This window comes from Stenotrophomonas sp. VV52 (genome assembly GCF_002893095.1).
In the GTDB taxonomy this organism is placed as follows: Bacteria; Pseudomonadota; Gammaproteobacteria; order Xanthomonadales; family Xanthomonadaceae; genus Stenotrophomonas; species Stenotrophomonas aracearum.
Window position 1 is genome coordinate 60,361 of record NZ_PKQQ01000002.1, and the last position, 26,758, is coordinate 87,118.

27 protein-coding genes are annotated in these 26,758 nt (G+C 67.5%); 11 read left to right on the forward strand and 16 right to left on the reverse strand.

Features of this window, described 5'->3' with window-relative positions; translation table 11 throughout:
- Window positions 1-43 precede the first annotated feature (43 nt).
- The 3 genes from C2U58_RS06310 to C2U58_RS06320 all read right to left on the reverse strand — a co-directional run bounded on the left by C2U58_RS06310 (window position 44) and on the right by C2U58_RS06320 (window position 2,550).
- Window positions 44-889, reverse strand: coding sequence for a thiol:disulfide interchange protein DsbA/DsbL (locus tag C2U58_RS06310; RefSeq protein ID WP_102945069.1), 846 nt, complete (start codon window positions 887-889; stop codon window positions 44-46).
- Window positions 890-996: 107 nt separating this feature from the next.
- The gene (locus C2U58_RS06315; RefSeq protein WP_102945070.1) at window positions 997-1,644 is read right to left on the reverse strand and encodes a thiol:disulfide interchange protein DsbA/DsbL; all 648 of its coding nucleotides are present in this window, start codon (window positions 1,642-1,644) and stop codon (window positions 997-999) included.
- 114 nt (window positions 1,645-1,758) lie between these two features.
- A complete protein-coding gene (locus C2U58_RS06320) occupies window positions 1,759-2,550 on the reverse strand; it encodes a c-type cytochrome (protein WP_102945071.1) in 792 nt (263 codons plus the stop codon).
- 131 nt (window positions 2,551-2,681) lie between these two features.
- Here C2U58_RS06320 and yihA point away from each other — a divergent pair, with 131 nt between their 5' ends.
- Window positions 2,682-3,320 (forward strand): ribosome biogenesis GTP-binding protein YihA/YsxC, encoded by a 639-nt coding sequence (gene yihA / locus C2U58_RS06325; RefSeq protein WP_102945436.1) that lies wholly within the window; start codon window positions 2,682-2,684, stop codon window positions 3,318-3,320.
- Between the two features lie 148 nt (window positions 3,321-3,468).
- Complete coding sequence (locus tag C2U58_RS06330) at window positions 3,469-4,833, forward strand: glutamate--cysteine ligase (RefSeq protein ID WP_102945072.1); 1,365 nt, start codon at window positions 3,469-3,471, stop codon at window positions 4,831-4,833.
- Window positions 4,834-4,874: 41 nt separating this feature from the next.
- On the opposite strand, the gene C2U58_RS06335 is transcribed toward C2U58_RS06330, so the two are convergent.
- On the reverse strand, window positions 4,875-5,927 hold the full coding sequence (locus tag C2U58_RS06335) for an NAD(P)-dependent alcohol dehydrogenase (RefSeq protein ID WP_102945073.1): 1,053 nt from the start codon (window positions 5,925-5,927) through the stop codon (window positions 4,875-4,877).
- Between the two features lie 104 nt (window positions 5,928-6,031).
- Here C2U58_RS06335 and C2U58_RS06340 point away from each other — a divergent pair, with 104 nt between their 5' ends.
- Window positions 6,032-6,940, forward strand: a complete 909-nt coding sequence (locus C2U58_RS06340) for a LysR family transcriptional regulator (RefSeq protein ID WP_102945074.1) — start codon at window positions 6,032-6,034, stop codon at window positions 6,938-6,940.
- Here C2U58_RS06340 and C2U58_RS06345 read toward each other — a convergent pair.
- On the reverse strand, window positions 6,916-7,323 hold the full coding sequence (locus C2U58_RS06345) for a VOC family protein (RefSeq protein ID WP_102945075.1): 408 nt from the start codon (window positions 7,321-7,323) through the stop codon (window positions 6,916-6,918). The genes C2U58_RS06340 and C2U58_RS06345 overlap by 25 nt on opposite strands.
- 153 nt (window positions 7,324-7,476) lie before the next feature.
- Between C2U58_RS06345 and C2U58_RS06350 the strand changes: the two genes are divergently transcribed.
- From C2U58_RS06350 to C2U58_RS06360, 3 genes are all read left to right on the forward strand, one after another.
- Window positions 7,477-8,316, forward strand: coding sequence for a hypothetical protein (locus C2U58_RS06350; RefSeq protein WP_102945076.1), 840 nt, complete (start codon window positions 7,477-7,479; stop codon window positions 8,314-8,316).
- Between the two features lie 74 nt (window positions 8,317-8,390).
- Window positions 8,391-9,395, forward strand: coding sequence for a glycoside hydrolase family 43 protein (locus C2U58_RS06355; protein ID WP_102945077.1), 1,005 nt, complete (start codon window positions 8,391-8,393; stop codon window positions 9,393-9,395).
- A 154-nt stretch (window positions 9,396-9,549) separates the two neighbouring features.
- On the forward strand, window positions 9,550-10,497 hold the full coding sequence (locus C2U58_RS06360) for an AraC family transcriptional regulator (protein WP_102945078.1): 948 nt from the start codon (window positions 9,550-9,552) through the stop codon (window positions 10,495-10,497).
- 33 nt (window positions 10,498-10,530) lie between these two features.
- On the opposite strand, the gene C2U58_RS06365 is transcribed toward C2U58_RS06360, so the two are convergent.
- From C2U58_RS06365 to C2U58_RS06375, 3 genes are all read right to left on the reverse strand, one after another.
- Window positions 10,531-13,332 carry a PAS domain-containing protein gene (locus C2U58_RS06365; RefSeq protein ID WP_253256677.1) on the reverse strand — a complete coding sequence of 934 codons (2,802 nt, stop codon included), beginning with the start codon at window positions 13,330-13,332 and terminating at the stop codon, window positions 10,531-10,533.
- A 104-nt stretch (window positions 13,333-13,436) separates the two neighbouring features.
- Window positions 13,437-14,387, reverse strand: coding sequence for a cation diffusion facilitator family transporter (locus C2U58_RS06370; RefSeq protein ID WP_102945079.1), 951 nt, complete (start codon window positions 14,385-14,387; stop codon window positions 13,437-13,439).
- Window positions 14,388-14,392: 5 nt separating this feature from the next.
- A complete protein-coding gene (locus tag C2U58_RS06375; RefSeq protein ID WP_253256678.1) occupies window positions 14,393-14,689 on the reverse strand; it encodes a hypothetical protein in 297 nt (98 codons plus the stop codon).
- Between the two features lie 121 nt (window positions 14,690-14,810).
- On the opposite strand from C2U58_RS06375, the gene C2U58_RS06380 reads away from it, so the two are divergent.
- From C2U58_RS06380 to fghA, 3 genes are read left to right on the forward strand one after another with little or no spacing between them, the layout of a single operon-like run.
- Window positions 14,811-15,086, forward strand: a complete 276-nt coding sequence (locus C2U58_RS06380; RefSeq protein ID WP_102945080.1) for a metal/formaldehyde-sensitive transcriptional repressor — start codon at window positions 14,811-14,813, stop codon at window positions 15,084-15,086.
- 31 nt (window positions 15,087-15,117) lie between these two features.
- Entirely contained in the window at window positions 15,118-16,227 is a 1,110-nt protein-coding gene (locus tag C2U58_RS06385) for an S-(hydroxymethyl)glutathione dehydrogenase/class III alcohol dehydrogenase (RefSeq protein WP_102945081.1), read from the forward strand.
- A 17-nt stretch (window positions 16,228-16,244) separates the two neighbouring features.
- Window positions 16,245-17,075 carry an S-formylglutathione hydrolase gene (gene fghA, locus C2U58_RS06390; protein ID WP_102945082.1) on the forward strand — a complete coding sequence of 277 codons (831 nt, stop codon included), beginning with the start codon at window positions 16,245-16,247 and terminating at the stop codon, window positions 17,073-17,075.
- 104 nt (window positions 17,076-17,179) lie between these two features.
- On the opposite strand, the gene C2U58_RS06395 is transcribed toward fghA, so the two are convergent.
- From C2U58_RS06395 to C2U58_RS06425, 7 genes are all read right to left on the reverse strand, one after another.
- Window positions 17,180-18,040, reverse strand: a complete 861-nt coding sequence (locus C2U58_RS06395; protein ID WP_102945438.1) for a PA4780 family RIO1-like protein kinase — start codon at window positions 18,038-18,040, stop codon at window positions 17,180-17,182.
- A gap of 130 nt (window positions 18,041-18,170) precedes the next feature.
- Window positions 18,171-18,959: a M23 family metallopeptidase gene (locus C2U58_RS06400; protein ID WP_102945083.1), complete on the reverse strand. Its 789-nt coding sequence runs from the start codon at window positions 18,957-18,959 to the stop codon at window positions 18,171-18,173.
- Window positions 18,960-18,965: 6 nt separating this feature from the next.
- Window positions 18,966-19,931: a L,D-transpeptidase family protein gene (locus tag C2U58_RS06405; protein WP_102945084.1), complete on the reverse strand. Its 966-nt coding sequence runs from the start codon at window positions 19,929-19,931 to the stop codon at window positions 18,966-18,968.
- 98 nt (window positions 19,932-20,029) lie between these two features.
- Window positions 20,030-20,374 carry a hypothetical protein gene (locus tag C2U58_RS06410; RefSeq protein WP_102945085.1) on the reverse strand — a complete coding sequence of 115 codons (345 nt, stop codon included), beginning with the start codon at window positions 20,372-20,374 and terminating at the stop codon, window positions 20,030-20,032.
- Between the two features lie 67 nt (window positions 20,375-20,441).
- On the reverse strand, window positions 20,442-21,386 hold the full coding sequence (locus tag C2U58_RS06415) for a DegV family protein (protein ID WP_102945086.1): 945 nt from the start codon (window positions 21,384-21,386) through the stop codon (window positions 20,442-20,444).
- 128 nt (window positions 21,387-21,514) lie between these two features.
- Window positions 21,515-22,780 (reverse strand): amidohydrolase family protein, encoded by a 1,266-nt coding sequence (locus C2U58_RS06420; RefSeq protein ID WP_102945087.1) that lies wholly within the window; start codon window positions 22,778-22,780, stop codon window positions 21,515-21,517.
- Window positions 22,777-24,186 carry an amidohydrolase gene (locus C2U58_RS06425; protein ID WP_102945088.1) on the reverse strand — a complete coding sequence of 470 codons (1,410 nt, stop codon included), beginning with the start codon at window positions 24,184-24,186 and terminating at the stop codon, window positions 22,777-22,779. Before C2U58_RS06425 ends, C2U58_RS06420 begins: the two co-directional genes overlap by 4 nt.
- 160 nt (window positions 24,187-24,346) lie before the next feature.
- On the opposite strand from C2U58_RS06425, the gene C2U58_RS06430 reads away from it, so the two are divergent.
- Together C2U58_RS06430 and C2U58_RS06435 are read left to right on the forward strand one after the other, a co-directional pair.
- On the forward strand, window positions 24,347-25,123 hold the full coding sequence (locus tag C2U58_RS06430) for an AMP nucleosidase (RefSeq protein WP_102945089.1): 777 nt from the start codon (window positions 24,347-24,349) through the stop codon (window positions 25,121-25,123).
- Between the two features lie 53 nt (window positions 25,124-25,176).
- Window positions 25,177-25,716 carry a DUF924 family protein gene (locus tag C2U58_RS06435; protein ID WP_102945090.1) on the forward strand — a complete coding sequence of 180 codons (540 nt, stop codon included), beginning with the start codon at window positions 25,177-25,179 and terminating at the stop codon, window positions 25,714-25,716.
- Between the two features lie 99 nt (window positions 25,717-25,815).
- On the opposite strand, the gene grxD is transcribed toward C2U58_RS06435, so the two are convergent.
- Entirely contained in the window at window positions 25,816-26,742 is a 927-nt protein-coding gene (gene grxD, locus C2U58_RS06440; RefSeq protein ID WP_102945439.1) for a Grx4 family monothiol glutaredoxin, read from the reverse strand.
- Window positions 26,743-26,758 lie beyond the last annotated feature (16 nt).

Below are 26,758 nucleotides of genomic sequence, written 5' to 3' on the forward strand. Positions count from 1 at the left end.
CGCGTGTTGGGGGAAGTCACGACGGTTGCAGGTTCCTGGAAACTCAGTTGCCCTTGGCGGCGCGTTCGCGGGCGATCAGGTGATCGGCGATGCGCAGCATGTCGGGGAAGCTCTTGCCCTTGACCAGGTACTTGCCGTTGACGATCACCGACGGGGTGCCGGAGATCTGGCTGTCCTGGGCGAACTTCTTGGCCTTGTTGGTCTTGTTGGTCACGTTGAAGCCGGACATTTCGGCCAGGAACTGCTTCGGGTCGGCGCCGTGCTTGGCGTAGAACGCCGCGATCTCTTCCGGGGTATCGCGGCCGCGCTCGCCCTTCAGGCTCTGGTCGACGTGGATCGCCTTGTACAGCGCTTCATGGGTCTTGTCTTCCAGGCCCAGCGCCTGCGCGGCGTAGAACGCCTTGGCGTAGTTGTCCCAGGTACCGCCGAACATGGCCGGCACGTAGACGAAGTTCACATCGCTCGGCAGGCCGGCCTTCCACGGTCCGATCAGCGGCTGGAACGCGGCGCAGGCCGGGCAGACGAAGCCGAACACTTCAGCCACTTCGATCTTGCCGGTGGCCGGCTCGAACGGCTTGCCGTTGGCGATCACCACGTAGTCGGTGCCTTCGACCGGGGCCGGACCCACCGGCTGCGACGAGGCGGGGGCCGGGGCCGGGGTGGTGGCTTCGGCGGCGGCGGTCTCGGCGGCGGCGGTTTCGCCGCTGGCAGCCGGGGCTGCCTCGGTCGGGGTCGCTTCGGTCTGGCCCGGCGCGGTTTCGGCGGCCGGGGCGGTGGCCGGGGTGGCCGGTTCGGTCGGGGCGGCGGTGTTGGCGGTGCCGTCCTGGGCCTTGCAGGCGGCAAGGATCGGCAGCAGGGCCATCAGCATGAGGGCGAAACGGGTCTTCATCGAAGCGTCTCCAGCAGGGGCATGGTGGGGCCGGCGCAGCGGGCGCCAGCCAGGGGGGCATGATGCCACGCGGTCGCCGGGGCGCCGCGTGCAGGGGGTGTGACGGTTCAGCGAGCCTTGGCGGCCCGTTCGCGGGCGATCAGGGCGTCGGTGTTGCGCAGCAGCTCCTCGAACGAGTTGCCCTTGACCATGTACTTGCCGTTGACCAGCAGTGCCGGGGTGCCCGGCACCTTGGTGCGCTGGGCGAAGGCGCGGGCGTACTTGATCTTCTGCTCCACCGCGTCGCTCTTCAGCGCAGCGGTATAGGCATCGGCCTTGACCCCGTAGGCGGCGTAGAAGCCCGCCAGTTCGTCCGGCGACACGTTCTGCATCGGCAGCGAGCCTGCTTCATGCAGGGCCGTGAACATGGCCGCATGACTGCGCTTGGCCACGCCCAGCTGGTCGGCGGCGTAGTAGGCGCGGGCGAACGAGTCCCAGACACCGCCGAAGGCGGCCGGCACCGGGGTGAAGCGCACGTCCTTGGGCAGCTTCTTCGCCCAGGCTTCCAGCTGCGGCTCGAAGTGCGCGCAGTGCGGGCAGGTGTAGCCGAACATCTCCACCACTTCGATCTTGCCGGCCAGCGGCGCGAACGGGCCCGGCTGCTCGATGACGTCGTAGTCCTTGCCTTCCACCAGCGTGGCGGGGGCGGGCGCGGCCAGCGCCGACAGGGGGCTCAGGGCCAGCAGCAACAGCATCAAACGGGGCATCAGCGACATCTACATCCCTCTTCATCGGAAAAAACAACGCCGGCCCAGTGCCGGCGTGGTGGTGAACATAACCCGCCACCGGGGCGGGGTGCATCTGTCATCGGTCCCGGTGCAGGTCCAGGCTTACTGCGTCGCGCCAGCCCGCGGGGCGGCCGCAGCGACGTCGTCGGCGCGGTTGTGCAGGCCCTGCAGGTAGCTGCCCAGCGCCTGGATTTCCTGTTCGGTCAGCGACTTGGCAATGCTGGCCATGATCTGGAAGTGCGCCTTGTCGGTTTCCTGGGTCACCCCGGCCTGGTACTCCTGCAGCCGCCGCGCCACGTACGACGCATGTTGGCCGCCGATGTGCGGGTAGGCCGGGCCCGGATTACCCGCACCGGTCGGTCCATGGCAGGCCATGCACGCCGGAATGCCGCGCTGGGCATCGCCGCCGCGATAGAGCTGCTGCCCGATCTCGAAGAACTTCATGCCCTTGTAGGGACCATCGCCGACCGCGCTGTCGTCGGCAAGCCCGGCGCTGGCCTTCTGCGTTGCGAAATACGCACCGATGTCGCGCATGTCCTGCGGGGTGAGGTCCTGCACGAACGGCACCATCGCCGCCGAGGCCCCGGAGGTGCGCTGCCCGTTGGCGATCAGCGCGATCTGCTGGGCCACGTAGCGTTCGCTCTGCCCGGCGATGCTGGGGTACATCTCCACGGTGGCGTTGCCATCGGCCGAGTGGCAGGCCGCACAGGCCGCAGCCTTGGCCTGGCCCGCCTTGGGGTCGCCCCAGGTGGTCTTGCTGAAATCGACTTCGAGCGACGCCGTGCGCACCGGTGCATTGTCCGGCAGCGGGGTCACGGCGGTCTGGGCGACCGCAACAGCGGCCAACAGCGATACAGCAACAGCGGAAACGGCAAGAACGCGAGCATGGCGCATGCGGAAGCTCCGTGTGGACCGGCCTGGCATGTGCAGGATGCACACGCGGGGATCGCCCGATTATCCATGCGCTTTCACGCCAGGGTCAACGCGGCAGTGCGGCAAAACCGGTGGCGTGCGATCCTATGCGCATGTCATTGCTCCTCGAACGCGCCCATTACCTGCTCTCGGCCCACAATATCCGGCAACTTCCGGACGACGTGGGGGCCGAAGTGGCCTTTGCCGGCCGCTCCAACGCCGGCAAATCCAGTGCCCTCAACGCCCTGACCCGCCAGAACAGCCTGGCCCGGGTCTCCAAGACCCCCGGCCGCACCCAGCAGCTGGTGTTCTTCGAGGTCACCCCGGAGGCCAAGCTGGTCGACCTGCCCGGGTACGGCTACGCCAAGGTGCCGCTGGACCTGCAGGCGCACTGGCAGGCCTTCATCGACCAGTACTTCCGCACCCGCGAGGCGCTGCGTGGCCTGGTGGTGGTGATGGACATCCGCCACCCGCTCAAGGACTACGACCGCCAGATGCTGGCCTATGCGGTCCGCCGCGGGCTGCCGGCGCACGCGCTGCTGACCAAGGCCGACAAGCTCGGCCGGGGCCAGCAGGGCATCGCCCTGCAGAAGGTACGCAAGGAACTGCAGTCCGCCTTTGGCGACACGGTGAGCGTGCAGACCTTCTCCGGTCCGGCCCGCCAGGGCGTGGACGAAGCGCGCGCCATCATCGGTGGCTGGCTCGGCCTCAACACGCCCGCACCCGAAGCACCGGACGCGCCCGTCGCCTGATCCAGGCGCGTCAAGGGGTTCCCGATAGGATGCAGAAAACCGTCACGGCGACGCGACGGCTGGAACGGCCACGATATAGTGCGGCCTTGCGATGCGGGGTACCGAGCCCCACATCCCCGTCCTGACCAGAATCCCTGCGAGCCCCCCCTTGTCGAGCCCCAGCCACGTCGCCGAGACGCCGATCACCGACCGCAACGAACTGGTCGCCACGTTGGCCTCCGGCGAAAAGCCCAAGGCGCAGTGGCGCATCGGCACCGAGCACGAGAAGTTCGGCTTCCGCCTGGACGACCTGCGCCCGCCCACCTTCGACGGCGAGCGCGGCATCGAAGCGCTGCTGACCGGGCTGACCCGCTTCGGCTGGGCGCCGGTACAGGAGAACGGCCGCACCATCGCGCTGCTGCGCGACAACGCCTCGGTCACCCTGGAACCGGCCGGGCAGCTGGAGCTGTCGGGCGCGGCGCTGGAGAGCATCCACCAGACCTGCGTGGAAACCGGCACGCATCTCAATGAAGTGGCGCAGGTGGCTGCGGAGCTGCAGCTCGGCTTCTTCGGCATGGGCTTCCAGCCGAAGTGGACGCGCGATGAAATGCCGTGGATGCCCAAGGGCCGCTACCGGATCATGCGCGAGTACATGCCCAAGGTCGGTTCGCTGGGCCTGGACATGATGACCCGCACCTGCACGGTGCAGGTCAACCTGGACTACGCCGCCGAAGCGGACATGGTGAAGAAGTTCCGCGTGTCGCTGGCGCTGCAGCCGATCGCCACCGCGCTGTTTGCCGACTCGCCGTTCACCGAAGGCAAGCCGAACGGCTACCTGAGCTATCGCTCGCACATCTGGACCGACACCGACGCCGACCGCACCGGCATGCTCGACTTCGTGTTCGAAGATGGCTTCGGCTATGAGCGTTACGTGGATTACCTGCTCGACGTGCCGATGTACTTCTCCTACCGCGACGGCGTTTACCACGACGCCAGCGGGCAGAGCTTCCGCGATTTCATGGTGGGCAAGCTGCCGGTGCTGCCGGGCCAGCTGCCGACCCTGCGCGACTGGTCGGACCACATGACCACCGCGTTCCCGGAAGTACGCCTGAAGAAATACCTGGAAATGCGCGGCGCCGACGCCGGTCCGTGGAGCCGCCTGTGCGCGCTGCCGGCGTTCTGGGTGGGCCTGCTGTATGACGACGCGGCGCTGGATGCGGCGTGGGACCTGGTGCGTGACTTCAGCCTGGTCGAACGCCACGCACTGCGTGACGGCGTGCCGAAGCAGGCATTGAACCTGCCGTTCCGCAACGGCACCGTGCGCGACCTGGCGCGCGAGGCGCTGAAGATCGCGGTGGCCGGCCTGCAGCGCCGTGCGGCGCGCAATGCCGACGGCCAGGATGAAAGCCACTTCCTGGACGTGCTGCAGGAGATCGTGGACTCGGGCCTGACCCCGGCCGAGCGAAAGCTGGCGCTGTACCACGGCGAGTGGGGCCAGAGCGTGGACCCGGTGTTCAAGCAGTTTGCGTATTGAAAAAAACCCCGGCATTGCCGGGGTTTTTTCTATTTCGCTTCTTACGCGGCCAGCGTCGCCATGTCGATCACGAAGCGATAGCGCACGTCGTTCTTGGCCATGCGTTCCCAGGCTTCGTTGACGGTCTTGATATCGATCACTTCGACGTCGCTGACGATGTTGTGCTCGGCGCAGAAGTCCATCATTTCCTGGGTTTCGGCCATGCCGCCGATCGCCGAGCCGGTGATGTGCTTGCGACCGAACATCACGCTGGCGCCCATCAGCGGCGGATCCAGTTCGGTCAGCACGCCCACCAGGCACATGGTGGCGTCACGCTTGAGCAGCGACATGTACGGGTTGGTGTCGTGGCTGACCGGAATGGTGTTGAGCAGGAAGTCGAAGCTGCCGGCGTGGGCCTTCATCTGCGCCGGGTCGCGCGAGACCAGCACTTCATCGGCGCCCAGGCGCTTGGCGTCGGCACCCTTTTCCGGGGTGGTGGTGATCATCACCACGGTGGCGCCCATCGCCTTGGCGAACTTCACGCCCATGTGGCCGAGGCCACCCAGGCCGATCACGCCGACCTTCTGGCCGGGGCCGACCTTCCAGTGGCGCAGCGGCGAATAGGTGGTGATGCCGGCGCACAGCAGCGGTGCGGCGGCCTTGAGGTCCAGCTTTTCAGAGACCTTCACCACGAAGCGCTGCTCGACCACGATGTGGTCCGAATAGCCGCCGAAGGTCGGCTGGCCGCTGTCGCGCTCGGTACTGTTGTAGGTGAACGTGGCACCGTTGTGGCAGTACTGCTCCAGGTCCTGGTCGCAGGCTTCGCAGTGGCGGCAGGAGTCGACCATGCAGCCGACACCGGCGAAGTCGCCGACCTTCAGCCCGGTCACGCCGGCACCGACCTCGGTGACGCGGCCGATGATTTCATGGCCCGGCACCATCGGGAACTTGGAGCCGCCCCAGTCGTCGCGGGCCTGGTGCAGGTCGGAATGGCAGATGCCGCTGTAGAGGATCTGGATGCGGACATCGCCGGCACCGACCGGGCGGCGTTCGAAGGAGAACGGCACCAGCGGCGCGGTCTGGTCGTGCACCGCATAGCCATGGGCAAGGGACATGGGGGTATCCTGGGATTTATGGAAAGGCGCTTTACAATACGCCCCGATCGGATAGGTATACAGTCTGGATATCGGCATGATTCATCAAGGCAGACTGCACAATCGTGGCCACTGACAACCTCACCCACCTGGCTGCCTTTGCCGCCGTGGCGCGGCACCGCAGCTTCCGCCGCGCCGGCGCCGAGCTGGCGCTTTCCACCTCGGCGGTGAGCTATGCGATCCGCGCGCTGGAAGAGCGCCTCGGCGTAGGGCTGTTCCACCGCACCACCCGCAGCGTGGCCCTGACCGAGGCCGGCCAGCGCCTGCTCGACCGGCTGCAGCCGGCGCTGGGCCAGGTGCACGACGCGCTGGAGGAGATGAACCACTTCCGCGCGGCGCCGGCCGGGCTGCTGCGCATCAATGCCACCCGCGCCGCCGTGCACACGCAGCTCGGCCCGCGCCTGGCCAGTTTCCTGCGCGCGCACCCGGACGTGCGGCTGGAAGTGGCGCAGGACGATGGTCTGGTGGACATCGTGGCCGAAGGCTATGACGCCGGGGTGCGCCTGCATGAGTTCGTGCCCGAAGACATGGTGGCGGTGCCGTTGGGGCCGCCGCTGCGCGGCCTGATCGTGGCTTCGCCAGCGTACCTGCGCGACCGCGGCGTTCCGCAGCATCCGCGCGAGCTGGTCGACCACGAATGCGTGCGCTTCCGCTTCGCCAGCGGGCATCTGTACAAATGGCAGTTCGAGCGCGACGGGCAGGCGCTGGATATCGACGTTCCCGGGCGGCTGACGCTCGGCGACCAGCACACCGTGCTGCAGGCGGTGCTGGATGGACTGGGCCTGGCGTACGTGCTGGAGGATGCGGCGCGGCCCTGCCTGGAAGACGGTCGCCTGGTGGCGGTGCTGCAGGACTGGAGCGAGCCGTTCGCCGGCTGGGTGCTGTACTACCCGCGCCAGCGCCAGATGTCCTCGGCGCTGCGCGCGTTCGTGGACATGCTGCGCGACGGCTACGCGTCGCAGATTTCGTCGTAGCCGCGACCCAGGAACTGCAGCAGGCAGAAGCCGTGGCCGAACGGATCGGCGAGCAGGGCGATGCGGCCCCAGGCGTGCGTGGCCGGTGCCTTCTCCACGCGTGCACCTACGGCGACCGCGCGCGCCAGCGCGGCATCCAGGTCGTGCACCACCCAGTCCAGGTGCACCGGCGTCCAGTGCCGGCGGTAATCGCGGCGGTCGCGCACCTGCGGCGTGGCCGCGCTGCCGGCGGGCTTCACCAGCAGGTAGATCGGGGCAGGGCCGCCGAGCAGTTCCACGCCGTCGGCGCCGAAGCGTCGGCCGGGACGCAGGTCGAAGGCGCGCGTGTAGAACGACAGCGCGGCATCGAGATCGTCGACGTCGATGTTGACCAGGAAGTCCATGCGCGCACGATACCCCACCCTTTGGGGCTACGTAGATTTACTGCCGCCTTCCGCACGAATTCATCTTTCAAATCGACGACAACGGAGTAACCATGGCGTCACCGGGCGGACCCCGAGGTTGCGGTCCGAGACCGGCTTACCCGGAGATCCACCATGTCGCTCTCCCTGCCGTTCCGCAGAACCGCCATCGCTCTCTGCGCCTCCGTCACCGGCGTGCTCGCGTTCGCCCCGCAGGCGCATGCGGTGGAACCGCTGGACACCTTCAGCGCGCATGTCAGCGGGTACATCACTTCGTTCGATACCGAGATCCGCGCCGATGGCGAAGGCAAACGCGGCACCGAGATCGACCTGCATCGCGACCTGGGCCTGGGCGACGACAACCTGATCGCCAACGTCGGGTTTACCTGGCGCCCGTGGGAGAACCACGAGTTCGCCGTGTCCTATTACACCCAGAGCGCCGACGCCACGCGCACCATCGAGCGCGACATCGAGTTCGACGGCACCCTGTACGAAGCATCCAGCCGCATCCGTACCGATGTCGACGTCGACGCTTACGAGGCCTCGTATACCTGGTGGGCGGCGAACGAAAGCAGCTGGGCGCTGGGCCCGCGTGTCGGCCTGATCTGGTACCGCATGGAACTGGGCATAGACCTGGACGTGGACGTGGGCGGCAACCAGGGCGGTGCCTCCGCGAAGAGCAAAGTGTCGGCAGATGTACCTGCGCCGATGATCGGCGGTGGCTGGCGCTGGACCCCGCTGGACGACTGGCGCCTGTCCGCCGATGTCGGCTACTTCACCATCAGCGTCGACGATATCGACGGCGACATCTACTTCGGGCGTGCGGGCGTGGAGTGGTTCCCGTGGGAACGCGCCGGCTTCAGCCTGGACTACACCTACACCCGGATCGAAGCGGACGCCGACAAGACCAGCTTCACCGGTAACGTGAACTTCACCGACGCCGGGTTGCGACTGGGCTTCGTCTATCGGTTCTGATCGGCCGGTTCGCCCCACCGGAAGTTAAATCGATCTAAACTCAACCCTCATCGACCAGTTCGGGAGGGCAGGGCATGACGTTTCGCAGCACGCTGATCGCCGCGGCAGTGGTGGCAGCCGTTTCATTCGGGGCCGCAGCGGCCCTCGCGGTACCGGCCGCCGCGCCGGCCATGTCGGGCAATCCGATCCTGCCGGGCTGGTACGCCGACCCGGAAGCGGCGGTGTTCAACAACCAGTACTGGATATTCCCCACCAGTTCGCGCGAGTACGCCGACCAGACCTCGTTCGACGCGTTTTCCTCGTCGGACCTGGTGACCTGGAAAAAGCACCCCGACGTGCTGAAGATGGAAGCGGTCTCGTGGGTGCGTGAGGCGATGTGGGCGCCTTCGGTGGTCGAGAAGGACGGCAAGTACTACTTCTTCTTCTCCGCCAATGACATCAAGAACGACCAGGAGCTCGGCGGCATCGGCGTTGCCGTGGCCGACAAGCCCGAAGGCCCATACAGAGACCTGCTAGGCAAGCCGCTGGTCGGCGCGTTCCACAACGGCGCGCAGCCAATCGACCAGTTCGTGTTCAAGGACGACGATGGGAGCTGGTACATGCTCTATGGCGGTTGGAAGCACGCCAATATCGTGCGGCTGAAAGATGACTTCACCGGCGTGCTGCCGTTCGCCGACGGCACCGTGTTCAAGGAAATCACCCCCGCACCGGAGTACGTGGAAGGCTCGCTGATGTTCAAGCGCGACGGCCGCTATTATTTCATGTGGTCGGAGGGCGGCTGGGGCGGGCCGGACTATTCGGTCGCGTACGCCATCGCCGACGCGCCGACCGGGCCGTTCAAGCGGATCGGACGCATCCTGCAGCAGGACCCGGCCATTGCCACCAGCGCCGGCCACCATTCGGTGATCCACGCCCCGGGCAGCGACAACTGGTACATCGTCTATCACCGCCGTCCGTTGGGCGACAAGGCGCGTGACCATCGCGTCACCGCCATCGAGCGCATGTCCTTCGACGCGCAGGGACATGTCCTCCCGGTCAGGATCACCCATGAGGGCGTTCCGGCCGATCCGATGCCCTGATATGTGACCCAGGGCCAATATCCCCCGGGGGCGGGTTGTGGCACAGTCGGCCCCGGGGCTTGCCCGCTCCAACAGGCAGCGTCCTTCTCGGGGGGATCGCCGCGGCCTGGCAACCGGCGCGTGCAGGACCTTCCTCCCGATCACGGCGACGCCCATGCCGCTGCTGAGGTTCAAGGATTTCGAGACCTATTCGGACGCCTTCGCCGGGGTGGACGGGATCCTGCGCGCGCTGTCGCCCAACCAGGGCGAGTGGATCCTGCATATGCTGGACGCGGGCGAGGTCACCGCCTCGCTGGGCCGCGACGGTGGGACCGGCGTGTACCACGGTCTCAATCATGCTGACCGCTACCTTGCCTACATGGCGCTGCCCGGCAGCGATACGGCCATGCAGGGCCAGGACACCTCCGACGATATGTTTGTCTGGTATCCGCCGCGTGCCGAGATCCACGGGCACACGCGGAAGATATCGCGCTTCATGGGGCTGAGCATGGACGCAGCCGCCGTGGTGCAGCGCGCACGCGAGGTGGCCGGGTTGTTCGATGAGCATGTCGCGCGTACGCACGTCGTCAGCATCGGCCGCGTGGAAGTTGCCGAGATCGTCAAGCTGGTGACGCGTGCGCTGATGATCGACCTGGAAGATCCAACGCTGTTCCAGGCGCCCAGCGTGCGCAAGGCCTTCAGCGGACAGGTCATCCACGCGTTGCTGCGCTGCATGGTGCTGGACAATCCCGAGGCGGTACGGCGTTCGCGCGGGCGTCCGCCGGTGCCGCGCAACGAGATCATCCGGCGCAGCCTCGACCACATCCACAAGGCCATCCGCGGGGACGCGGTGATCGGCGACCTGGTGCTCAGCGCCGGCACCTCACAGCGTTCGTTGAACCGCGCCTTCGACGAAGCCTTCGGCATGGGCCCACAGCAGTACTACATGCTCGAGCGCCTGCATGTGATCCGCAAGGCGCTGCGCGAAGCCCGGCCCGGCGACACCGTCACCAGCATCTGCAGCCAGTTCGGCGTCTGGGACCAAGGCCGATTCGCCGGCATGTACCACCGCACCTTCGGCCTCCTGCCCTCGGTGGAACTGGCCGCAGCCCTATCCCGGTAGTGCCACGCCCTGCGTGGCAACCACGCACCCCCATCACCGTTCCTCCACCACCCCCAACACCGCCCGCACCCGCGTCGCCAGCGTCTCCACGCTGAAGGGCTTGCCGATCACCTGCACCCCCGGTTCGATCACCCCGTCGCGTTCCAGCGCATTGCGGCTGTAGCCGGTGGTGAACAGCACTTTCAGATCGGGTCGACGACGCAGCGCCTCATCGGCCAGCTCGCGGCCGTTGACCTCGGGCATCACCACGTCGGTGAACAGCAGCGCGATGTCGGGGTGGCCGTCCAGCAGCGCCAGGGCGGGTGCCGCGCCTTCGGCCGACAGCACGTCGTAGCCCAACGCGGTGAGGGCATCCACCGAGAACTGGCGCACGGCCGGTTCGTCCTCCACCACCAGCACAAGCTCGCGCCCTTCATCGGGCAGTGCCGACTCGACCGCCACCGGGGCATCCACCACGGCCGCATCGGCAACCAGGCGCGGCAGGTACAGTTTTACGGTTGTGCCTTCGCCAATGGCCGAGCAAAGCTTCACGTGTCCAGCGGACTGCTTTACGAAGCCGTACACCTGCGACAGTCCCAGCCCCGTACCCTGGCCGACCTGTTTGGTGGTGAAGAAGGGATCGAACGCCTTGGCGATGACGTCCTGCGACATGCCGACGCCATCATCCGCCACGGTGACGAGGATGTAATCGCCGCGCGGGATGCCCGGGTGGAGGTCGGTACTGGCGACGTCAACCGGGCAGTTGGACGTCTGCACTGCCAGATGGCCACCGGAGGGCATCGCATCGCGGGCGTTGACCACCAGGTTGAGAATCACGCTTTCCAGCTGGTTGGCATCGGCGAACGTCAGCCACAGGTCGGAGGCCAGCGAGGTTTCCAGTCGGATGTTGCTGCCAAGCGAATGCACGAACAGGTCGGACATGCCCGCGACGAGCCCGTTGGCATCCACCGGCACCGGCTGAAGCGGCTGCTGCCGGGAGAACGCGAGCAGCCGTTGGGTCAGCTGGGCGGCACGGTTGGCGCCGTCGATGGCCATGTCGATGTAGCGGGTGACCAGCGGATCGCTTTCGCCCAGGCGCATGGCGAGCAGGTCGAGCGGGCCGATCACGGCTGCCAGCATGTTGTTGAAGTCGTGCGCGATGCCGCCGGTCAGCTGGCCCACCGCTTCCATTTTCTGGCTCTGGCGCAGTGCATCTTCCACCCGGGTGCGTTCGGCCACTTCTTCGGCTACGCGGCTTTCCAGGTGCTCGTTCAATTCCTGCAGGCGGGCTTCAGCCTGCTTGCGGGCCGTGACCTCGATCGCGACCCCGACCACGCGCACGCAGCGGTCATCTTCGAAATGGCCCCGCCCGGTGGCTGCAACCCAACGCACCACGCCGTCTTCCTTGCCGATGGTGCGGTACTCGACGTCGTACACCGCACGCAGCGCAGGGTCGGCGGCGGCAGCGAACGCAGCGCTGGTGGCCTCGCGGTCCAGTGGATGCAGCCCGTTGTAGAAATCTTCCATCGCAACCTCGACCCCAGCCGAGATACCGAACATGGCCTTGGTGCGCGGTGGCCAGATCAGCACGTTGTGTACCAGGTCCACGTCCCAGAACCCCATGTCGCCCGCATCGGTGGCGAAGCGCAGGCGCTCTTCGCTTTCGGCCAGTGCAGCCTCGGCGGTCCTGCGTGCGGTCAGGTCGAGCATCGCACCGATCATGCGCAGCGGCTCGCCGCGTGGGCCCCGCAGCACCGTGCCACGGTCCAGCACGGAGGCGTAGCTGCCGTCGGCACGGCGGAAACGGTACTCCCCGTACCAGGCGCTGCCATCGCCGTCGATCACCTGATGGATATCGGCATCGATCCGGGCACGGTCATCCGGGTGGATGTGGTCCAGCCACCATTGCGCATCGGTTTCCATCAGGACGTGGCCGAACAGCGCCCCCAACGCTTCGTTCCAGACCACCTGGCCATCGGCCATGCGCCAGTCCCAGATCGCATCGTTGGTGGCGCGCGCGGCCAATCGGTAGCGTTCCTCGATCTCGTGATGGCGGGCTTCCGCGGCCTTGCGTTCGGTGATGTCCAGCGAAGTCCCGATCAGGCCCACCACGTTCCCGTCGGCATCGCGCAGTGGGGCTTTGGTTGACAGCCAGTGCGCTCGCCTGCCATCGGGGAAGCTCACCGTCTCCTCCAGCTGCTCGGACCGGCCGCTGGACATGATGCGTTCGTCGGCGGCCATCACCGCAGCGGCCTGGGCCGGATCATTCAGCAGTTCGGCGTCGGTGCGCCCGACATATTTTTCCGGCGGCACACCGATCAGTTCAGTCGTGCCGTGGTTGCCGATCAGGAGACGGCCCTGGCGGTCCTTGGCATACACCACGCCCGGTGCGGCTTCGACGAATGAGCGCAGCAGTGTCTGGGCCTGGTCGCGTTCGGTCTCGATCTGGCGACGCTCGTCGATGTCGATCAACACGCCCTGGAACCCCAGTGGGCGCCCGTCCGGTGCCAGGTCGACGCGGCCGATCGCTTCCAGCCAGCGGTACTGACCTTCGGTATTGCGGGCGCGGTACTGGTGCGAATAGCGCCCGCCGCGTGCCATGGCGTCGTTGATCGCTTCCACCAGCCCGTCATGGTCTTCCGGGTGCACCGAACGCAGGATCTGCTGCAGCGGCAGTTCGTGCTGGGTGGCGCCCGCTTCCAGGCCGAAGGCCTGCACAAGACCGTCGTCCACCGTGACCTGGTCGTTGGTCACGTCCCAGAACCAGGTGCCTACGATGGCGCCTGCCGCCATCGCCATTTTCACGCGCTCGGTGTCGCGCCGGCTGTGCTTGTCGGGTGGGTCCGTCAGGTTCAAGGCGGTCTCGCGGGCGAAGGGCGGGCAGGACCCGCTAGATTATCCGAAGGTGCCTGACGGCCATGAACACGCCTTGACGGGACGCGGCCAGGCAGCTGAATGCTTCATCCCGGATCGCCCAGTGCTGCACGCCGGGCACGGAACACTTCGGGTGTCTGCGGCTTCACGAACAGCGCCACCAGCTCCGGGTACTCCGCCTTCACCGCCTGCTCGATCCGGGTAATGCAGGCCTCGATCTGCGGGGTGGTGCGGTCGTCCTCGAACTCCGCGCTGAGCATGGCCACCACCTGCTCCGGTCCCATCTGCATGGTGGTCACGCCGTTGGCGTTGCGCAGGTCGGGGTCCGTATTGGCCACCGCCAGGATGCGCCGGGCGACACTGGGGTGGGCGGGTTCGCCGACCAGCAGCCCCTTGGTCTCGCGCGCCAACAGGAACGCGGTGACCGCCAGCACGCCGGCAATGCACAGCGAGGCCACGCCATCCAACTCGGGCATGTCGAACCATTGTGCCGCTGCCAGGCCGGCTGCGGCGAAGGCCAGGCCGAGCAGGGCGGCGCTGTCTTCCAGCAACACGGTGAAGGTGGCGGGATCCTTGCTGCGCCGGAACGCCTCGAAGTAGCCCATGGTGCCCTTGGTGGCGCGGAATTCGCGCAATGCCACCCACCATGAAACGCCCTCGAACACGAAGGCGATGCCCAGCACCGTGTAGCTCAGTGCGTGGTTGGTGGCCGGCTCGGGGTTGCGGATATGCAGCACGCCCTCATACGCAGATACGCCAGCGCCGGCCGCGAACACCAGCAACGCGACGATGAAGCTCCAGAAATACAGTTCGCGCCCGTAACCAAACGGGTGCACGGTGTCCGGTTTCTTGTCGGCCCGGTGCAGCCCGTACAGGAGCAGCACTTCATTGAGCGTGTCCACCAGCGAATGGACGCCTTCGCTGAGCATCGCCGAGCTGCCGGAGATGCCGGCCGCAGTGAACTTGGCGATGGCGATGCACAGGTTGCCGACCAGGGCGGCGTATACAACCAGGCGCGAACCGGATGGCTTGGCCATGTGACTCAGGAGCGGAGCGTTACCACCGGGGTACGACTGTGCATCCGGGCGAGCTCGGCGCGCGGTGCAGCGGGCAGGGCACTGGCGTCCAGCCGCGCGTGGCTGATCGCCTGGTGCGAGCCGCAGCTCTCACAGCGGAACAGGGCTCCGCCGGGCAGGTGGATCAGCTGGCTGCCGCCACAGGAGGAGGTGGTGCCGCATTGTCCGCAGCCCACGGTGAGGGCCAGGATGCGTTCGACGGCGCCGGCGGCGGTGTAGTTCGCCTCGAAGGCGCGGACAACGAAGGTAGGGGCGTCGGGCATCGTCGGTCCGCGAGGTGGTGGGGTGGAACGAGCATCCACGGTCCGCCGTGACGGCCTCGTGCAGCGCCGGTGGGTGGGATGTGTATACTATCCCCCAGTATAGTTCTCTGGTCGCGCTGCCGTGCCGCATTCCCCGGAAGAAAAGAAGAAGGTCCTGGCCCGCGTGCGCCGCATCCGCGGCCAGTGCGACGCGCTCGACCGCGCGCTGGAGGCCGGCGCCGCGTGCGGCCCGGTGCTGCAGCAGATCGCTGCGATCCGCGGGGCCGTCAACGGGCTGATGTCCGAAGTGATGGAAGCCCACCTGCGCGAGGAATTCGGCCAGCCGGCCCAGTCCGACGACCAGCGCGCCGAGCGCGTGCGCGACATGAGCGCGCTGATCCGTTCCTACCTGAAATAAGCATCCTGTTCCCTGTATTGGAGTATTCCCGATGAAATCCCGTGCCGCTGTTGCCTTCGCCGCTGGCGAACCGCTGAAGATCGTCGAGATCGACGTTGCCCCGCCGCAGAAGGGCGAAGTGCTGGTGCGCATCACCCACACCGGCGTCTGCCATACCGACGCCTTCACCCTGTCCGGCGACGATCCGGAAGGCCTGTTCCCGGCCGTGCTCGGCCATGAGGGTGCCGGCATCGTGGTGGAAGTGGGCGAGGGCGTGACCAGCGTCAAGCCGGGCGACCACGTGATTCCGCTGTACACCGCCGAGTGCGGCGAGTGCCTGTTCTGTACCTCGGGCAAGACCAACCTGTGCGTGGCGGTGCGCGCCACCCAGGGCAAGGGCGTGATGCCCGATGGCACCACCCGCTTCAGCTACAACGGCCAGCCGATCTACCACTACATGGGCTGCTCCACCTTCAGCGAATACACCGTGGTCGCCGAAGTCTCGCTGGCCAAGATCAACCCGGAGGCCAACCCGGAACACGTGTGCCTGCTGGGCTGCGGCGTGACCACCGGCATCGGCGCGGTGCACAACACCGCCAAGGTGCAGGAAGGCGATTCGGTGGCCGTGTTCGGGCTCGGCGGCATCGGCCTGGCGGTGATCCAGGGCGCGCGCCAGGCCAAGGCCGGCCGCATCTTCGCGATCGACACCAACCCGTCCAAGTTCGAGCTGGCCAAACAGTTCGGCGCCACCGACTGCATCAACCCGAAGGACTTCGACAAGCCGATCCAGCAGGTCATCGTCGAGCAGACCACCTGGGGCGTGGACCACACCTTCGAGTGCATCGGCAACGTCAACGTGATGCGTGCGGCGCTGGAATGCGCGCACCGCGGCTGGGGCCAGTCGGTGATCATCGGCGTGGCCGGTTCGGGCCAGGAGATCTCCACCCGGCCGTTCCAGCTGGTCACCGGGCGGTCGTGGAAAGGCACCGCGTTCGGTGGCGTCAAGGGGCGCAGCCAGCTGCCGGGCATGGTCGAAGACGCGATGAAGGGCGACATCGAGCTGGCACCGTTCGTCACCCACACCATGGAACTGGAACAGATCAACGACGCCTTCGACCTGATGCATGAAGGCAAGTCGATCCGTTCGGTCGTCCACTACTGATCCCGGCGGAGCCTTCCATGGAACGCATTGAACACCGCGCCGCCTTCGGCGGCTGGCAGGACGTGTACCAGCACCGCTCGGCGGTGCTGGGCTGCGAGATGAAGGTGGCGGTATACCTGCCGCCGCAGGCCACCACGCAGAAACTGCCGGTGCTGTACTGGCTGAGCGGGCTGACCTGCACCGAGCAGAACTTCATCACCAAGGCCGGTGCGCAGCGCTATGCCGCCGAGCACGGGGTGATCCTGGTCGCGCCGGATACCAGCCCGCGCGGTGACGATGTGGCCGACGCGGAAGGCTACGACCTGGGCAAGGGGGCGGGGTTCTACCTCAATGCCACCGAGCAGCCGTGGGCGGCGCACTACCGCATGTACGACTACATCGTGGAGGAGCTGCCCGCGCTGATCGAAGCGCACCTGCCGGCGACCGATGCACGCAGCATCAGCGGGCACTCGATGGGCGGGCATGGCGCGCTGGTGATCGCGCTGCGCAACCCGGGGCGCTACAGCAGCGTCTCGGCGTTCTCGCCGATCGTGGCCCCGACCCGGGTGCCGTGGGGGCAGAAGGCGTTCTCGGCGTACCTGGGCGAAGATCGCGCCGGCTGGGCGCAGTGGGATGCGAGTGAGCTGGTGGCCAAGGCGGCGGAGAAATTGCCGCTGCTGGTCGACCAGGGGGCCGGCGATGAGTTCCTGGACAGCCAGCTGCAGCCGCAGTGGCTTCAGGCGGCGTGTACGGCGGTGGGGCATCCTCTGCAGCTGCGACTGCAGCCTGGGTATGACCACAGTTATTACTTCATCAGCAGCTTCATTGGTGAACACATCGCGTATCACGCCAAGGCGTTGCACGGTTGATTCTGTCGGCCTGTACGTGACACGCATGGCGTGTCACTACGTCGCCCATCGCGTAGCGACACGCCATGCGTGTCCCACGCAGCCCAACCGACGCCGGTGGACAATCAATCGTCCATTTCTTCCGCGGCTTCCCGACCTTGCTGGCGGATCAACGCTTCCTCGCGCGCGTCATTGATCGCATGGCGCACGCTGTCCAGGTCGATGGTCGATTCGTCATGCACGAAGGTGCCGGTCAGTTCGCTGTCCGGCCGCAGGTCGCCGGCCTCGAACAGCGCCCACATTTCCTCGCCATACCAGGTGTCCAGCAGCTCCGGCGCCGACCGGCCCAGATAGGCGGTCAGGTTGTTCACATCGCGCAGCAGCATGCTGCGCGCGGCGTTGTTGCCACCGGCGCTGACCACCTGCGGGAAATCGATCACCACCGGGCCGTCCGGGCCCACCAGCACGTTGTACGGCGACAGGTCGCCGTGGATCAGGCCGCAGCACAGCATCAGCACCACCTGCCGCACCAGGATCTGGTGGAACTCACGGGCCTGGTCCGGGTCCAGCTCCACTTCGCCCAAGCGCGCGGCGGAGAACCCTTCGGCATCGGTCACCAGCTCCATCACCAGTACGCCGTGGAAATAGCCGTACGGCACCGGCACGCGCACCCCGGCGTCGCGCAGCTGGTACAGCGCGTCCACTTCGGTGTTCTTCCACGCTGTTTCCTGCTGCTTGCGGCCGTACTTGCTGGCCTTGCCCACGGCGCGCGCCTCGCGGCTGCCGCGCACCTTGCGGCCTTCCTGGTACTGCGTGCGCTGCTGGAAGCTGCGCTGCGCCATGTCCTTGTAGACCTTCGCGCAGCGCACATCGTCGCCGCTGCGCACCACGTACACGGCTGCTTCCTTGCCGCTCTTCAGCGGCCGCAGCACCTCGTCGATGACGCCGTCTTCGATCAGCGCCTGCAGGCTTTCGGGGGTCTTCACGTAGTCTCGGTCAGGGGGCGGCGCCAGGACGCCGGCCAGCAAGGAAAGGGGCGGCGATTCTCGCACCTTCGCGGCGGCCGGGCCAATCGCCGGGGCCCGGCCGGTTCAGCCAGGGCCCATGGGCGCGGGTTCAGGGCAGGGCCTGGGTGCCGCGCAGGACCGGGTAGGGGTTGAGCGACTCGCCCTTCCACCACTGCTTTTCCGGACCCAGGCGGTGGATCTCGAAGTGCAGGTGCGGGGCGTCGGGGCTGGCGTTGCCGGTGTGGCCGACGTAGCCGATCACCTCGCCGCGCTTGATCGTTTTCTTCTCGGCCAACCCGTCGGCGTAGCGCTGCAGATGGGCGTAGTAGTAGCAGTACTTGCCGCTGGGCTCGAACTGGTAGACGGTCAGGCCGCCGCGCTCGCTGTCGAACAGTTTTTCCACCGTGCCGTCGGCCACCGCCAGCACCGGGGTGCCCTCGGCAGCGAGGATATCGATGGCGTCATGCACCCGGCCCTCGCTGCGCGCGTCGGTGAAGGTGTCCTGCAGCTGTGCGGCGGTGATGCCCTGCACGGGAAGCAGCAGCGCCGACGGCGCTACGGCGTTGGCGGGGGCTGCGGCCACAGCGGCGGTCCCGGGCGCGGGTGTGGTCCCGGCCCCGGTAGAGCCAGGCCCTGCCTGGCTGCCTTTCGGCGCATCAGGGGTCACCGCCAGCCGGGCAGGGCCCGGCTCTACCGGGTGGGGGTCCGGGGCTACGGCCAGCCGGGCAGAGCCCGGCTCTACCGGCGGGGTGGGTTCCGACGCCACGGGCACCCCCGAGGTAGCGCCGGGCTCTGCCCGGCCGCCTGCAACCTCGGACGGCGTACCGGTGTCCGAAGCCAGCAACCACCACCCGGCCACCCCGATCACCACGCCCAGCGCCAGCAGTCGCGTCAGCATTGTCGTTTACTCCTGCATGATGACGGGCACCGACGCGTCCACCGCGTCGGCGACCCGAAGGGCATCCCAGTTGGTCATGCGCACGCAGCCGTGCGATTCAGTCTTGCCCACGTGGCCCGGCTCCGGCGTACCGTGCAGGCCGTAATGCGGTTTGGAAATATCAATCCACACCGGACCCACGGGATTGTTCGGACCCGGCGGAATCGTCGCCTTTTTATCGCCCTTCTTCGCATCCCAGAACAGCTTCGGGTTGTAGTGGAACGGCGGATCGCGCGAGATGCCCAGGATCTTCCACTCGCCGATCGGCAGCGGATCGTGCTGGCTGCCCGAAGACACCGGCACCTGTGCGTACACCTTGCCCGCCGCGTCGTACAGGCGCAGCGTCGAATCGGACTTGTCGATCACCAGCTTGGCCGCCTTCGGCAACGCCGTCGGCGCAATGTTCGGCACCTGGATCTGGCTGCCGGCCTTGCCCAGGTCCACGCCCGGGTTGAGGGTCTGCAGCAGCTTGGGATCGGCATGGAACCGCTCGCCCAGCGACTCGGCGACCGAGGCATAGCCCAGCGCTGTCATCTTCGCCTGGTCGGCAGGCTTCTTCGGCACCGGCAGGAACGGCCCGGCCACGTCTTCCGCAGTCAGCGTGTAGGTCGCGAGCGGCCCCGCAGCGTCGGGCTGCAATGCCTGCCAGGTGGCATCGTCCAGCTCACCGCTGACCTTCAGCCCTTTCGCGGCCTGGAATCCCGCCACCGCGCGCTTCTGGTTCGAGCCCAGCACGCCATCGATCTGCCCGGGCGAGAACTGCGCGCGATCCAGCAGCACCTGCGCGTGCAGGTCCGAACGTGGGCCGGTAGCGAGCGTGGCCTCCTCTGCAATGGGCGCAGGAAGCGCGGCAGGGGCCTGCGCCATCACCGGCGAAGCGGCAGCGAGGGCCAGGGCAAGCAGGGAAACGGAAGCAGGCAGTCGCAGCAGCATCGGGTCATCCGGAATGGGTTCGTCCTCACCATGCCGGAGCGCGCTGCGCAGAATCCGTGAAATGCCTGACGGCCGGCTGACCGTCAGGCGGTGACGCCTCAACGCACGTCGCGCATTTCCCAATGATGGCCGGCGAGCAGGCGCAGGCGCTGCTTGAACACGTCGCTGTCGATCTTCGTCTTGACGGTCAGGTTGACGCGCAGGTCCTTCTGCTCACCGGTGACGGTGGCATCGGGGTCGGTGGCGCCCCACTGCAGCTCCACCGCATCCGGGTCGGGCTGCTTCGCACGCCAGCGCTCGAACAGCGCAGTGGAGCGCAGGGCCTCCTGCAGCTCCTCGGCGAATCCGGCGGCGCCCTGGGAGTGGAACGAAAGGTCGGTGTCGCTGCCGCGCGCCTTGGCGGGGTCCGGCAGGCTGATGCTGTACTGCACTACTGACGACATGATGGTCTCCTTGAGTCGCGCAAGACTGCCAGAACCGAGGTGGAATCGATGTGCAGGGCAGGGCGGATCAAGCCGTAAACGTATGCGGCTCGTCGGCAAACCCGACCGTCACCGCGCCCTTGCCCACGTTGACCATGCCGGTCAGGCTCATCACCGTCTCGTACAGCTCCACCCCGTGCGCCTTGCAGGTCTCGCGCAGGCCGGCGTAGCCCGGCAGCGTCTGCAGGTCGGCCAGTTCACCGCCATAGCTGACGCAGACGGTCGGCGAGAGCAGCCCGGCCCGGACCCGCTGGCCGACGAACTCGAACAGCTTCTGCACCGCGTTGTCGAAGCCCTTGATCTTGGCCACCGGCCCGGTTTCGCCACGGAAGCCGTGCAGCACCGGCTTGATGTCCAGCGCGCTACCCAGTGCGGCGCTGATCAGGCCCACGCTGCGGTCGCCCTTGTGGCGGGCGCGGGCGCGCAGGTAGTACAGGTCGCGGGTGACCATGTAGCCGTGCACGTTCTGCGACAGCTGCTCCAGCCGCTCGCGGATCTGCTGCACGCCGGCACCGCTGTCGCGCAGGCGCACCGCTTCCACCGCGGTGATGCCCTGGGCGGCGAACAGGTTCTGGGTGTCCAGCACGCGCAGCGCGAACGGCGAGTTGTAACCGGCCGCCTGGCGCACCGGCTTGTAGTCGTTGAGGATCGCGAAGCTGGCCTGCATCGCGTTGTCATAGATCGGGCTGCGGGTCTTGGTGATCGTCATGCAGAACACATGGTCGTAATCGATCACCAGCTTGCCCAGGAACAGGTCGCGGATCTGCGCGACGCTGAAGGGAATGGTTTCGGCCTCGGCGCCGTTCTCGGCAACGTGGGCATGCAGGAAACTCAAGGTCGCCTGCTCGTCGCGGTGGTCGGCCAGCACGGCCTCGCCGATCCGGACGGTAATGCGCAGCACCACGATGTTGTGTTGCTGGATGAAGTCCTGCGGTAGATCACAGGCAGAGTCGACCACGATTCCGATGCGCATCCTGTTTGCCCCCTCCAGGCAGGGTGTCCGTTCGAAAATGTGAAAGCTATCTCAAAACGCGTCCGCTTACCTGACCGCGCGGGTCAGCTTCGGCGATGCCGGATTCTGCCCGGCATCGCCACCCCACCTTAGCGTGAGTATGCCCGCGGTTCGCTCCCGGCCGGCGCCGCGTAGCGGTCGCGCAGCTCGGTCTGGCGCGAGCGCATCGGCATGGCCCGGCCACCCAGCCAGACCTGCTCGGCATAGTGGCCCACGTCCAGCGGGTCGCCTTCCCACAGCACCAGGTCGGCCAGCTTGCCCGGCTCGATGCTGCCCACCTTGTCGCCCACCCCCAGCGCCTGTGCCGGCACCCGGGTCAGCCCGGCCAGGCCGTCCTGCCAGGGCAGGCCGTTGGCCACCGCGTTGCCGGCCAGCTGGCGCATCTTGCGCGCGTTGTGCGAGGGGTCGTCGCGCTGGGTGAAGCTGACCGGCACGCCGGCGGCGCGCAGGCGTGCGGCGTTTTCCAGCGTGGCGCCCAGCTGGTCGAAGCTGGCCGGCAGGTTGCCCAGCGCGTCGACGAACACCGGCACCCCGGCCTGCGCCAACTGCGGGGCCACCCGCCAGGCTTCAGCGCCGCCGGCGATGGCGATCTTCACCTTCTCGCGCGCGGCCCAGCGCAGCAGCTGGCGGATGTCGGCGGCGCGGTCCACTTCGACCACCAGGCGTCCCTGGCCGGCCAGGTAGCGGGCCAGCGTGGCGCGCCCGGCCGGCGTGAGCAGGGCATGCGGCGAATCGACCGGGACCCGGCCGCGCGCTTCGCTCACCATCTGCTCCAGCAGCATCCACTGCGCGGCGCGCGAGTTGCCGGTGAGTTCGGCGGCCGAAGAGCCCAGCCGCAGGTACAGCGCCAGCGGCCCGATCGGGTCGGCGCTGCCGTCCAGGCGCATCACCCCGCCCTGGCCGGCGACGAAGCCGCCGCCGCTGTTCGCACCCAGCGCGGTAAAGCCGATGCCGTCCAGCCGCGCGACCGGAATCAGCACCGACGACGGGTTGTAGGCCAGGGTCACATCGAATTCCGGACGCAGCGGCTGGTCTTCCAGCTTCAGCGTGCTGTCTACCGTGGTCGACTCGCCGGACACCTCTTCGATGCCGATGTCGGTGATGCCGCCGAACAGCGCCGGGGTCAGCGGGCGGCCGTTGGCCTCCACCACGGTCACCCCGGCCGGCGCGGCCAGGCCGGTGCCGACCGCGCGGATCACCCCGCCCTGGACCAGCACGTCGCTGTGCTCCAGGCTGCCGCGCGCCGTGGCGGTGTGCACCGTGGCATTGCGCACCAGCAGGTCCTGCGCCCAGCTGGCCGGTGCCGCCGCCAGCAGCGCCAGCGCCAGCAGTGAAGCCTTCGAACGCGCGCTCATGGGCGGGCCTCCTGGCCGAGCATGAAGTCCGACAGCGGCTGCCGGCGTGCGTCCTGGCGGTCGTACACCTGGTGGCCGTCGATATAGACCTTCTCGGCCAGTGCGTAGGAACTGAAGGGACTGCCGTTCCAGATCACCACGTCGCCCATCTTGCCCACCTCCAGGCTGCCGGTCTGTTGCTCGATGCCCATCGATTTTGCCGGGTTCATGGTCAGCCAGGCGATGGCGTGTTCGGGCGTGATCGGCATGCCGGCACGGCGCGCATTGGCGATCACCTTGGCCGCTTCCTGGTTGAGGCGCTGGATGCCCTCGGGCGAATCGGAGTGCACGATCGCGCAGCTGTTGGCCGGGCGGTCGACCAGCGCGATGTTGTCCTGGATGCCGTCGAAGGCTTCCATCTTGAAGCCCCACCAGTCGGCCCACAGCGCACCGCATACGCCTTCGGCCGCCAGCCGGTCGGACAGCTTGTAGGCCTCGGTGGCGTGGTGGAACGCGGCGACCTTGAAGCCGAATTCCTTGGCCAGGTCGAGCATGGTGGCCATTTCATCGGCGCGGTAGCAGTGGATGTGCACGCGGATGTCGCCGTCGATCACCCCGGCCAGCGTGTCCAGCTTGAGGTCGCGCTTGCCGCCGCTGTCGCCGGCGCTGTCGCCCTTGTCGCTGCCGCTGAACCAGCGCTTCTTCTTGACCGTCTTCGGGGAGTTCTTGGCAAGGTACTCGCTGGCGTCGATGAAGGCCGCGCGGTACCCGGCCACGCTGCCCATGCGGGTCTGCGGCGCCACGCCCTTGCCGCTGCCGTACACGCGCTTGGGGTTCTCGCCGCAGGCCATCTTCATGCCCCACGGCGCGCCCGGGAACTTCATTGCCTGGTAGGTGGTGGCCGGCACGTTCTTCAAGGTCACCCCGCGCCCGCCGACCAGGTTGGCCGAGCCGGGCAGGATCTGCAGCGAGGTCACCCCGCCGGCCAGCGCCGCGGCAAAGCCGGGGTCCTGCGGCCACACCGAATGTTCGGCCCATACGTTGGCAGTGACCGGTGCGGTCATTTCATTGCCGTCGGCATGCGCGCCCACGCTGGGGCTGGGGTACACGCCCAGGTGCGAGTGCACGTCGATGATGCCGGGGGTGACCCACTTGCCGCTGGCGTCCACCTGCACCGCGCCGGCCGGGGCTTCCAGCGCGGTGCCCAGCGCGGCGACGCGGCCGTCGCGCAGCAGCAGGTCGGTGCGTTCCAGGCGCTGCCCGGTGCCGGTGAGCACGGTGGCATTGCGGATCAGCACCGGGGCCGAAGGAATCGGCGCGTAGGTGCTGGGGTAGGGGTCTTGGGTGAAGCGCGATGCGGCCGGCGCCGAGGGCGCGGCCAGTGCAAACAACGCCAGGCCCAGCCCGACGGTCAATCGTGTACGCATGTTGTCCCCGATGCAGCGTGAAAGATCGTTCCGCGACGCTAGCCGCTGGGCGAGGCGTTGCCAAGTGACCAAGCGCACGGTGCGACCGTTTCCGGCTTGCTTATTCGTTCAAGCCCATGACAATTGGCCCACGAATACAGAGGCGGAACGGAACCGGGCAATGAAGAACAAGCAGGAAATCGTCGAGAACTGGCTGCCGCGCTACACCGGCGTGCCCTTGGACCAGTTCGGCCCGCACGTGCTGCTGACCAACTTCAGTGGCTACCTGCACGTGTTTTCCCACCTCACCGGCGCGCCGGTGCAGGGCCTGGACCGGCCGATGGCGAGCGTGACCCACGACGGCATCACGCTCATCAACTTCGGCATGGGCAGCCCCAACGCGGCCATCGTGATGGACCTGCTCTCGGCGGTGATGCCCAAGGCGGTGCTGTTCCTCGGCAAGTGCGGGGGGCTGAAGCGCAAGAACCAGCTGGGCGACCTGATCCTGCCGATCGCCGCGATCCGCGGTGAGGGTACCTCCAGTGACTACCTGCCGCCGGAAGTGCCGGCGCTGCCGGCCTTCGCGCTGCAGCGGGCGGTGTCCACCACCATCCGCGACCTCGGCCACGACTACTGGACCGGCACCGTCTACACCACCAACCGGCGGGTCTGGGAGCACGACGAGGCGTTCAAGGAGCGCCTGCGGCTGATGCGCTGCATGGCCATCGACATGGAAACGGCCACCCTGTTCGCGGCCGGTTTCGCCAACCACATCCCGATCGGGGCGCTGCTGCTGGTCTCGGACCAGCCGATGATCCCGGACGGGGTCAAGACCGAGGCGTCCGACGCCAAGGTCAGCTCGCAGTTCGTCGAAAACCATATCCAGATCGGCATCGAGGCGCTTAAGCTTATACGGCGCAACGGCAAGTCGGTCCGACACCTGCGCTTTGACGAGTGATGGCATTGGCAGGGGTGGACGCCGGGATGGCGCGCCGCCCGCAGGGGCAGTGAATGGACGTGGCGGCAAACATCGTGGAGTTCTGGCGCGACGCGGGACCGGAGAAATGGTTCGCGCGCGATGACGCGTTCGATGCGCGTTTCCGCGAGATGTTCCAGGAGGAGCACTTCGCGGCGGCAAAGCGTGCGCGTGAGCATTGGCTGGCCACGTCCGAGGGCGCGCTGGCGCTGATGATCCTGCTCGACCAGTTCCCCCGCAACTGCTTCCGCGACACCGCCCATTCCTACGCCACCGACGGGCTGGCCCGCCACTACGCCATGCGCGCGGTGGAAGAGGGGCTGGACCTGGAACTGGTGCCGAAGCTGCGCGCTTTCATCTACCTGCCGTTCGAACATTCGGAAGATCCGCAGGACCAGGAGCGGTCCGTGGCGATGTTCGATGTGCTCGGCGACAAGGAGTACCTGCAGTACGCCGAGCTGCACCGCGACATCATCCGGCGCTTCGGGCGGTTTCCGCATCGGAATGCGGTGCTTGGGCGGATGCCTACGGCGGAGGAACTGGATTTCCTGGCTGAGGGTGGGTTTGCCGGCTGATTCGTTGGCGCGTTGACACGCATGGCGTGTCACTACGCTGCGGCGGATCGCCCAAAAAAAACGCCGGCACTGCCGGCGTTTTTTTTCCGCGTTGTGCGATCAATACTTCGGCACGCTGTTGTCCACCGCATCCGACCAGGCGTCGATGCCGCCGGTGATGTTGTAAACCTTGCTGAAGCCCAGCGCACGGAACTGCTCGGCGGCCTGCGCGCTGCGGCCACCGTGGTGGCACAGGAAGGCCAGCGGGGTGTCCTTGGGCAGGGCTTCCAGGCGGGCGCGGTTATCGCCGTCGAAGGTTTCGAACGCACCGTCGATGGCGGCGATGGCGCGCTCGTCGGCCGGGCGCACGTCCACGATGGTCACGCTGCCGGCGCGGCGCTGGTCGTCGGCGTCGCGCACCGACAGCTCCTGCACGGCCTTCGGCGCGTTCGGGTTGTCGATGGCCAGGCCCTTGCCGCGGATGTCGTCCACCCAGTCGATGGTGATGCCTTCGGCGCGGCGCGCGCTGGCCAGGTCGAACTGCACGCGCAGGCCGTTGGACTCGGCAGCGATGGCGTTGTCGTCGTGCGGGGCCAGCTGGAAGTTCGGCTGGAACTGCGCGTCGATGCCCAGCTGCAGGGCGGCGCCGGGGGCGTCGGCCAGCGCGCCGCGCAGCATTTCCACGGCGGCCGGGGTCACGGTGATGCGCGGCGGGGTGCGGTCCGGGGCGGCCAGGCCGAGCACGCTGCTCAGCTCACCGCTGCTGGCCATCTGCAGGATGATGTCGCTGCCGCCAACCAGTTCGCCTTCGATGTACAGCTGCGGGATCGTCGGCCAGTCGCCGTAGGCCTTGATGCCTTCGCGGATCTCGGCGTCGGCCAGCACGTTGACGTGGGCGAACTCCACGCCCAGGTCCTGCAGCGCGCCCACGGCCTTGGCCGAGAACCCGCACTGCGGCATGGTCGGCTGGCCCTTCATGAACAGCACGACGCGGTTGGCGGTGAGGATGGATTCGATGCGCGAGCGCAGGGCGGGATCAAGGGACATGGCGTTCAGGGTCCGG

Bases quoted from the DNA above. Each gene is read 5' to 3' on its own strand.
- C2U58_RS06345 (WP_102945075.1), bottom strand. From the start codon at position 7,323: ATGGACTTCCTGGTCAACATCGACGTCGACGATCTCGATGCCGCGCTG.
- C2U58_RS06375 (WP_253256678.1), bottom strand. From the start codon at position 14,689: ATGCCCGACGCCCCTACCTTCGTTGTCCGCGCCTTCGAGGCGAACTAC.
- C2U58_RS06425 (WP_102945088.1), bottom strand. From the start codon at position 24,186: ATGCGTACACGATTGACCGTCGGGCTGGGCCTGGCGTTGTTTGCACTG.
- C2U58_RS06410 (WP_102945085.1), bottom strand. From the start codon at position 20,374: ATGTCGTCAGTAGTGCAGTACAGCATCAGCCTGCCGGACCCCGCCAAG.
- yihA (WP_102945436.1), top strand. From the start codon at position 2,682: ATGTCATTGCTCCTCGAACGCGCCCATTACCTGCTCTCGGCCCACAAT.
- grxD (WP_102945439.1), bottom strand. From the start codon at position 26,742: ATGTCCCTTGATCCCGCCCTGCGCTCGCGCATCGAATCCATCCTCACC.
- C2U58_RS06335 (WP_102945073.1), bottom strand. From the start codon at position 5,927: ATGTCCCTTGCCCATGGCTATGCGGTGCACGACCAGACCGCGCCGCTG.
- C2U58_RS06315 (WP_102945070.1), bottom strand. From the start codon at position 1,644: ATGTCGCTGATGCCCCGTTTGATGCTGTTGCTGCTGGCCCTGAGCCCC.
- C2U58_RS06370 (WP_102945079.1), bottom strand. From the start codon at position 14,387: ATGGCCAAGCCATCCGGTTCGCGCCTGGTTGTATACGCCGCCCTGGTC.
- C2U58_RS06310 (WP_102945069.1), bottom strand. From the start codon at position 889: ATGAAGACCCGTTTCGCCCTCATGCTGATGGCCCTGCTGCCGATCCTT.
- C2U58_RS06385 (WP_102945081.1), top strand. From the start codon at position 15,118: ATGAAATCCCGTGCCGCTGTTGCCTTCGCCGCTGGCGAACCGCTGAAG.
- C2U58_RS06420 (WP_102945087.1), bottom strand. From the start codon at position 22,780: ATGAGCGCGCGTTCGAAGGCTTCACTGCTGGCGCTGGCGCTGCTGGCG.
- C2U58_RS06405 (WP_102945084.1), bottom strand. From the start codon at position 19,931: ATGCTGCTGCGACTGCCTGCTTCCGTTTCCCTGCTTGCCCTGGCCCTC.
- C2U58_RS06360 (WP_102945078.1), top strand. From the start codon at position 9,550: ATGCCGCTGCTGAGGTTCAAGGATTTCGAGACCTATTCGGACGCCTTC.
- C2U58_RS06415 (WP_102945086.1), bottom strand. From the start codon at position 21,386: ATGCGCATCGGAATCGTGGTCGACTCTGCCTGTGATCTACCGCAGGAC.
- C2U58_RS06430 (WP_102945089.1), top strand. From the start codon at position 24,347: ATGAAGAACAAGCAGGAAATCGTCGAGAACTGGCTGCCGCGCTACACC.
- fghA (WP_102945082.1), top strand. From the start codon at position 16,245: ATGGAACGCATTGAACACCGCGCCGCCTTCGGCGGCTGGCAGGACGTG.
- C2U58_RS06400 (WP_102945083.1), bottom strand. From the start codon at position 18,959: ATGCTGACGCGACTGCTGGCGCTGGGCGTGGTGATCGGGGTGGCCGGG.
- C2U58_RS06320 (WP_102945071.1), bottom strand. From the start codon at position 2,550: ATGCGCCATGCTCGCGTTCTTGCCGTTTCCGCTGTTGCTGTATCGCTG.
- C2U58_RS06355 (WP_102945077.1), top strand. From the start codon at position 8,391: ATGACGTTTCGCAGCACGCTGATCGCCGCGGCAGTGGTGGCAGCCGTT.
- C2U58_RS06350 (WP_102945076.1), top strand. From the start codon at position 7,477: ATGTCGCTCTCCCTGCCGTTCCGCAGAACCGCCATCGCTCTCTGCGCC.
- C2U58_RS06435 (WP_102945090.1), top strand. From the start codon at position 25,177: ATGGACGTGGCGGCAAACATCGTGGAGTTCTGGCGCGACGCGGGACCG.